At 66.4% G+C, this 7388-nt stretch carries 5 protein-coding genes; 3 read left to right on the top strand and 2 right to left on the bottom strand.

Going from position 1 to position 7388, the window contains the following annotated elements; all coding sequences use genetic code 11:
* Positions 1-188: 188 nt before the first annotated feature.
* Together FVW27_RS03600 and FVW27_RS03595 are read right to left on the bottom strand one after the other, a co-directional pair.
* Positions 189-2273 carry a methyl-accepting chemotaxis protein gene (locus tag FVW27_RS03600; protein WP_167122802.1) on the bottom strand — a complete coding sequence of 695 codons (2085 nt, stop codon included), beginning with the start codon at positions 2271-2273 and terminating at the stop codon, positions 189-191.
* 482 nt (positions 2274-2755) lie between these two features.
* On the bottom strand, positions 2756-3172 hold the full coding sequence (locus FVW27_RS03595; protein ID WP_167122800.1) for a PaaI family thioesterase: 417 nt from the start codon (positions 3170-3172) through the stop codon (positions 2756-2758).
* Between the two features lie 178 nt (positions 3173-3350).
* Here FVW27_RS03595 and FVW27_RS03590 point away from each other — a divergent pair, with 178 nt between their 5' ends.
* The 3 genes from FVW27_RS03590 to FVW27_RS03580 form a co-directional block, all read left to right on the top strand.
* A complete protein-coding gene (locus FVW27_RS03590) occupies positions 3351-3797 on the top strand; it encodes an alanyl-tRNA editing protein (RefSeq protein ID WP_167122798.1) in 447 nt (148 codons plus the stop codon).
* Between the two features lie 367 nt (positions 3798-4164).
* On the top strand, positions 4165-6162 hold the full coding sequence (gene htpG / locus FVW27_RS03585; RefSeq protein ID WP_167122796.1) for a molecular chaperone HtpG: 1998 nt from the start codon (positions 4165-4167) through the stop codon (positions 6160-6162).
* Positions 6163-6356: 194 nt separating this feature from the next.
* Positions 6357-7388, top strand: a 1032-nt coding sequence (locus tag FVW27_RS03580; RefSeq protein ID WP_167122794.1) for a glycosyltransferase, incomplete at its 3' end; no start/stop codon positions are given.

The following is a 7388-nucleotide window of genomic DNA, read 5'->3' as shown; positions in this document are numbered from 1 at the left end:
GGGCGCACCCGGCGCGGGCGGGCCGCGCGTGCAGGAGCAGTCGCTGTCGAAGTAGCCCGCCACGGCGCACGCAACGCCAGCGTGCGCCGCCCGGCAGAACGACACGGGAAAAACGGCCCTCCGCCATGGCGGAGGGCCGTTTTTCTCGTGTCGTTCTCACCGGTTTCGTGCCCGGCGCAAGGCCGACCCTAGGCCCGCCCCTCCGCCGCCATTTCGGTCACCATCTGTTGCAAGGCCCTGGCCAGCGACGCAAGCTCCTCCACGGCCAGGGTCGAATGCTCCATTCCCTTGGCGGTATCGTTGGCGATGGCGTTGATGTCGGTCAGGGAGCCGCTGATCTCTCTGCTTGCGGTGGATTGCTGTTCCGCCGCGGCGGCAATGGACCGCACCTGGTCGCTGGCCTGGGTCACCATGTCCACGATCCTTTCCAGCGACCGCGCCGACGCCTCTGCCATGCCCGTGGCGTTCTCTATGCTGCCCACGGTCTGCGAAACGCTTTCCGCATTGGACCGCGTGGCGTTCTGTATGCCTATCACGGCCTCTGCCACTTCCTTCGTGGCGGTCATGGTCTTTTCCGCCAGCTTGCGCACCTCGTCCGCCACCACGGCAAAACCGCGCCCCGCATCTCCCGCACGGGCGGCCTCGATGGCCGCGTTCAGCGCCAGCAGGTTCGTCTGATCCGCAATATCGTTGATGACGCCGAGCACCTGCCCGATATTGGCGGCGTTCGTGCCAAGGATTTCCATATCACCCTTGAGCTGCAGGGCCTGCACGCGCACGTCGCCCACCATGCCCACCATCCGGCGGACAACACTGGCGCCGTCGCTGGCCAGTTGCCGGGCCTCGTGCGACATTTCCGACGCCAGTCCGGCGCTCCGGGCCACGTCCAAGACCGCATCGTTGGTCTGCTCCATGGCCAGCGCCGTGTCGGCAACGCGGTTTTTTTGTGCCTGGGCGCCCCTGCTGGACTGCACCACCTGGGCCGCAATGCCCTCGGACACACCGGTGAGCTTGCGAACCATGTCTTCCATGCGCACCGACGCCTGCAGCATACCGTTCCGGCGTGCCCGTTCCGCCTCGGCCCGGGCCTCGTCCGCCTCAGCCTGCGCCGTGCGCGCGTGCTCCGTCTCCCGGGCCGCGAGTTGCGTCTGCGCCTGCGCTTCCGCGATCTTGAGCTTCAGGTTGCCGACCATGCTCGCCATGGCAGTGCACAGCGTGCCTATTTCGTCGGCCTGCCGCACATCCAGGGGATGGTCCAGATTGCCCTTGCCCACGGCTTCGGCAAAGGCCACAGCGCGACGCAAGGGCGTATTGATCGAGACGAAGACCAGCAGCCCCACGGCCAGCGTGACAGCCAACGCCCCGCCAGCCATCGAAACGTAGACGAGCATGTCCATCCTGGCGTCCCGGCCCAGGCGGTTGGCGAGCTGCATCAGGGCATCGCCCAGGCCCACCTCGACCTGGCGCAAAAGTTCTATGCGTGCCGTGGAGGCCTTGAACCACTCGGCAGCATCACCGCCAAGCGCCTCGCCCTGAGTCCCGGCCATCACCAGAGCCCGCATCCGGGCGACCTCCGCCACGGCGGGACCGGTCAGCCGCGCTTCCAGCAGGGCGGCGTCTTCGGGCGCGGCAAGCGCCTTGAATGTGGCAAGCCGCTCGTCCTGCGCGGCGAGCACGGTCAGCCACGAGCGGAACAAATTGACCGGAATCGTCCCCTGGGCGAACATGCCGTTGAGCGTGGCCCGTTCGCGCCCCGCGTACTCCTTGGCCCACAACAGCGAATCGTAGGCCACTATGCGTCCGAGCACCCGCGGCTCGGAACTGGCGCGCGAAATGAAGGCATTCACTTCCAGCAATGACGTGATGGTTTCGGAGTACGACGCGATGATTCCGGCCGGTTTGAGCGCCAAGGCGTCCACCTCGCGACGCTTCCCGTCGATGCCGCCAAGTTCGCTCTCCACCTTGCCGAGGGCGGCCCTTGTTTCCGGGGGAAAACCTTCCGCCTGAAACACGCGCAAACGCGCACGCAGCTTGCCCAGCGCACTGTCCGAATCGCGCCGTTGGGCGGCCATATCCGGGCCAAACCGCTCCCCGCGGCTGGCGAGGAACCCCGACGAAAGCCCCCGCTCCTTCTGCAATTCGTGGGCGACATCGCCAACGGTCACGGAAAGGGCGGCAAGGCGCTCCACATCCTGCATCTCGACCATGACGGCGCGCTTGCTCATGACGAGCGATCCGGAAAACGCCATCAACGCCACCAGCGGAAGCAGCATGATGGCAAGCACCTTCATCCGCATCGGCAATGAGGCAAAAAATGTAATCATCACATTCCCTTGTCATAAAACAGACGTTCAGAAGGCCCCACTCTCCGGCAGGTTCCGTGACAGCCCCGACACAATGCGTCATACGCAGGCACATTCCGCCCATGGGACAGAACGGCCCGCGGCGCGCCCCCCTCGCCGGCGCGATGCATGCTCGGAGTCATTGGCCATCCCGTGAACCGGAACAGCCGTCTGCCCGCCCCACCCCGCCCGACATGGCGTCGGGCGGATGTTCTGGCCGGCTAGGGGCAGGCGTGCATTGGCAGCCAGCACGGTGCTTGCCGTTCCCCCCGGAACGGAAAAACAGACTGCATAATACCGGAAACCGTCATGAAAAATTCATTACTACGCACTTCAATATACTATTTTTATTTAAAAAACAGCCACGTGTCCAGCCGTTTCGCAGCATGTGGTTCCGGCAGGCCGATGCAGAGTTATCCCCTTCTGATGTTGTACACCCCCCGCCCCTCGGCCACATGCCGGTCCGGCCTGTCGGCGGACCAGATGACCACCTGCGCATTGCCCACCCTGTTGCCCAGCAGCTTCACGGTGGCCTCGGCGTACAGGTCGCTGGCGGACGCGGGCCACAGATAGTCGATGACCAGGTCGATGGTGGCGATGCGGTCGTCGATGCGGCATCTGGTCCACACGGCAAACCCCGCGCACACGTCGGCCAGCGACGATATCACCCCGCCATGCAGGGCGGGCCGACGCGTGTCGCCCACCAGTTCCTCGCGGTACGGAATGAACAGCTTCACCCGGCCCGCTTCCATCTCCGCCACCCTGATGCCCAGCAGCTTCTGGAACGGCAGCCCGTTTTCCACCAGGTCGGCCAGCGCCTTGAAATCCATGCAGCATCTCCTGTATCTTCGCCCGACGCGATGGCCGGGCCATGCTGGTCTATGTCAGTCATGCGCCGACAAGAGCGGGCACTCCCCTCCTCGCAAGCGCACCACACAGGTACCCCATGCCCGGCCCGAACGCCACCCGCGCCGACGCCCGGCAACCGCAACTTCCACGGAGCCCATCATGAGCAAGGACGAAGCCCCCCGCATGCACACCGCCGAACACGTCCTGAACGGCGTGATGGTGGCCCGCCACGGCTGCGGGCGCTGCTTCAGCGCACACGTCAACCCCAAGAAATCCAAGTGCGACTACCACTTCAACCATCCGCTCGACGACGCGGAAGCCCGCGCCATAGAAGCCGAGGTGAACCGCGTGCTGTCCGGCAACCTTACGGTCACCGCCGTGGACATGGACCGCACGGAAGCCGCCAGCCGCTTCGACCTGGGCCGCCTGCCGGACGACGCGGGCGACACCCTGCGCATCGTGCGGGTGGGCGACTTCGACGCCTGCCCGTGCAGCGGCACCCATGTGGCCAACACGGCGGAAGTGGGCACCTTCCGGATCATCTCGCACGACTTCGAGAACGGCGTGCTGCGCGTGCGCTTCAAGCTGGACGCCCCGGCGGCGTAGTCCGCTTTCACCCAGAGGGGCCTCGACAAGGCGATGTGGGCTGAAGCGCCCCTGCGCCACATCCTTCCCGCTTCCCGTTGATCGTTCCCGACCGGGGCGATGGGCCATCTTCCCGGGCCGATTCACGGTCCGTCCGCGCCAGGCCGGGCGGCCCATGTATCGTTGGCGCCCTGCACAGACGCTTCGCGTCTTTCCTTCGCTGCCGGTGCCGTCTTGACACGCGCCGCCCCGGCACTATCTGCACAGGGAATTTTACGGTCGCAACGACACGGAACGATTGTACAACATTCGGGCAGGCCCGGCCCCTTCAGGCATACCGGGCGACCCCTTCCCGATCACCAGACCACGCCTTTCACAGGAGGAGACGATGACCGCCGCCGCGCACGAGACGCATGAATTCCGCACCGAAGTGCAGAAACTGCTGCACATCATCACCCACTCGCTGTACACCAACCGCGAGATTTTCCTGCGCGAACTGGTCTCAAACGCATCAGACGCACTGGACAAGCTGCGCTTCTTCCAGAGCCGGGGCGACGCCGTGGCCACCCCCGACCTGCCCCTGGACATCACCATCACCGTGGACAAGGACGCGCGCATCCTGCGCATTGCCGACACGGGCGTGGGCATGACCCGTCAGGAACTCATCGACAACCTGGGCACCATTGCCCGTTCCGGCTCGGAGCGGTTCATGGCGGAACACGGGATGGGGCAGGGCCTGAACGGCGGGGCCAAGGCCGACGCCGACGCAGGCGATGCCGACGGCGAGGCTGCGTCCTCGACCTCCGCAGCCCCCACCGACGCCGCGTCCATCATCGGTCGCTTCGGCGTGGGCTTCTACTCGGTGTTCATGGTGGCGGACACGGTAAAGGTCACCTCGCGCTCGTGCCAGCCCGGCGCGTCCGCCCATGTCTGGGAATCGGACGGTTCCGGCTCGTTCAGCGTGGCCGAGGTGGATGGCGCGGACGATGCCGCAGCCCCGGCGCGCGGCACGGTCATAGAAGCGCACATCAAGGAAGACGCGGCGGAATTCCTGGAACGCCACCGCCTGGAAGCCATCGTGCGCACCCACTCCAACTTCCTGCCCTTCCCCATCATGGTCGAGGGCGAACGGGTGAACACCACCCCGGCCCTGTGGCGCGAACCGAAGTTTTCGGTCACCCCGCAGCAGTACGAGGATTTCTACAAATACCTCACCTTCGACAGCGGTGCCCCGCTGGAAACCATCCACGTTTCCGTGGACGCGCCGGTGCAGTTCACCGCGCTCATGTTCGTGCCGCCGCACGGGCAGGAACTGTTCGGCATGGGCCGCGACCGCTGGGGCCTCGACCTGTACGTGCGCCGGGTGCTCATCCAGCGCGAGAACAAGGACCTGCTGCCGGAATACCTCAGCTTCGTGAAGGGCGTGGTGGACACGGAAGACCTGCCCCTGAACATCTCGCGCGAAACGCTGCAGGAGAACGTGGTCATCCGCAAGATCGGCCAGACGGTGACGAAGCAGGTGCTCGGCCATCTGGAAAAGCTGGCCGCGTCCGACGCGGACAGATACGCGGAATTCTGGCGCAGCCACGGCAAGCTGTTCAAGCTGGGCCACACCGACTGGGCCAACCGCGAAAAGTTCGCGGGCCTGCTGCGCTGCAACACCTCGCACCACGACGACGCCAAGGGGCTTTCGTCGCTGGACGACTACATCGGTCGCGCGCGCGAAGGCCAGAAGGACATCTGGTACATCTCCGCGCCCAACCGCGAGGCCGCGCGGCTGAACCCGCACCTGGAAATCTTCCGCAAGAAGGGGCTTGAGGTGCTGTTCCTGTACGAGCCCATCGACGAATTCGTCATGGACGCTCTGGGCAACTACAAGGACTTCGCCCTGAAGGCCGTGGAACACGCCGATGCCGCCACCCTGGACGCCTTCCCCACCGTGGAGGAACGCAAGGAAGCCGAGCCGCTGGCGGAATCCGACGCCCCCGCCTTCGACGCGCTGCTGGCCCACATGAAGGAACTGCTGGGCGACAAGGTGACCGAGGTGCGCGTGTCGCACCGCCTGTCCGACAGCCCGGCCTGCCTGGTCAGCCCCGACGGCTCGGTGACCTCGTCCATGGAAAAGCTGCTGAAAGTCATGCAGCGCGACGAGTCCATCCCCAAAAAGGTGCTGGAAGTGAACCGCGACCACCCCATCCTGCGCAACCTGCTGCGCATCCACAAGGCGGATCCGGCAGACCCCATGGTGGAAAGCGCCACCCTGCAACTGTTCGAGGCCAGCCTGCTGCTGGAAGGCTACCTGGCCGACCCGCACGCGCTGGTGGGCCGCCTGTACGGCCTGCTGGAACAGGCGGGCGGCTGGTACGCCGAGGTCAAAAAACTGTAGCCGCACCGGCGGAACACGAATACGGCGACGGGCGGAGGCGGCAGCCTCCGCCCATTTGCGTCGCAACGCCGTGTGCGCCGCCCCCACACACCCCCCGCAGTCCCGCCCGGCGCATTGACTTTCGCCCCGCCGCGTGAAATCACCGCACCACGTTTCCCCGGCCAACGTGCCGCACACCGCAACCCCACACCCGCATGCGCCTCGTCATCGCCAAGAAACTGCGCTTTCCCCAGGCCGCCGCCAACCACATTCAGGCCGTGAACATGGCCTCCGCCTTCGCGTCATGCGGCGTGGAAACGGAGATATACCCGGCCCTGCGCGGCGGCGACGCGCGGGCGTTGGCGGCACACCTTGCGGATGACTACGCCGTGGATCTGCCCCCCGCCCTTCGGGTGCGTGCCATCCCCTTCCACGGCCCCACCCTGTACGACGCGGTGTTTCACTGGCGGCTGCTGCGGGCCGTGCGCACCCCGAACACCGTGCTGCTGGCCCGCGAGGCCAAGCCTGCCGCCCTGTTGCTGCAACTGCGCCGCCTGACGGGCGGACGCGCGCCGGTCTTCTTCGAGATGCACCAGCAGCGGCACGAGGAACTCACCCGCAAGATACTGGCCGAAGCCGCCGGGGTGATCTTCATCGACGAGGCGCTGCAGAACTGGGCTCGCGAGCGGTTTGGCTACACCGGGCCGGCCGTGGTGGTCCCCTCCGGCTTCAACCCCCGTATCTTCGCCCCAGCAGATGGCGGGCGCGCCTCAGGCGGCGTCGATCCGGTCTTGAATACCGGCCCCATCACCTTGTGCCATTTCGGTTCGCTGACCCCGGAAAAAGGCGTGGGCCAGCTTTTCGACATGCTGGCCTGCCTGCCGGAACGCTACCGCCTGCTGCTGGTGGGCGGGGTTTCCTGGCCCGATCCGGAAGACTTCCAGCGCAGGCTGCGCGCCGTGCCGGGATGGGAGCACCGTGTCGTCCTGGCGGGGCGCGTGTCGCCCACCGGGGTGGCCAATGCCCTGCGCGATGCGGACGTGGCCGTCATTCCCGCGCCGCCCGGCGGCGAATACTTCTCGCAAATCAAGATCTACGAGGCCCTGGGCCTCGGCCTGCCGCTGGTGGTTTCACCGCGCACCCGCCTGGCCGACGGCATGCGCGAAGGAATCCATCATGCTGCCGCCCCCGGCCCGGACGGCAGCCACCTGGCAGAGGCCGTGCTGGCCCTGACCACCGGCGCGGAC

This window comes from Nitratidesulfovibrio liaohensis, assembly GCF_011682075.1.
In the GTDB taxonomy this organism is placed as follows: domain Bacteria; phylum Desulfobacterota; class Desulfovibrionia; order Desulfovibrionales; family Desulfovibrionaceae; genus Cupidesulfovibrio; species Cupidesulfovibrio liaohensis.
Note: the sequence above shows the minus strand (reverse complement) of the source record. Positions and strands in the feature narration are given on the sequence as shown.

Excerpts from the sequence above, each read along its gene's own strand:
- FVW27_RS03590 (WP_167122798.1), top strand. The coding sequence starts at position 3,351 with ATGAGCAAGGACGAAGCCCCCCGCATGCACACCGCCGAACACGTCCTG.
- FVW27_RS03600 (WP_167122802.1), bottom strand. The coding sequence starts at position 2,273 with ATGCTGCTTCCGCTGGTGGCGTTGATGGCGTTTTCCGGATCGCTCGTC.
- htpG (WP_167122796.1), top strand. The coding sequence starts at position 4,165 with ATGACCGCCGCCGCGCACGAGACGCATGAATTCCGCACCGAAGTGCAG.
- FVW27_RS03595 (WP_167122800.1), bottom strand. The coding sequence starts at position 3,172 with ATGGATTTCAAGGCGCTGGCCGACCTGGTGGAAAACGGGCTGCCGTTC.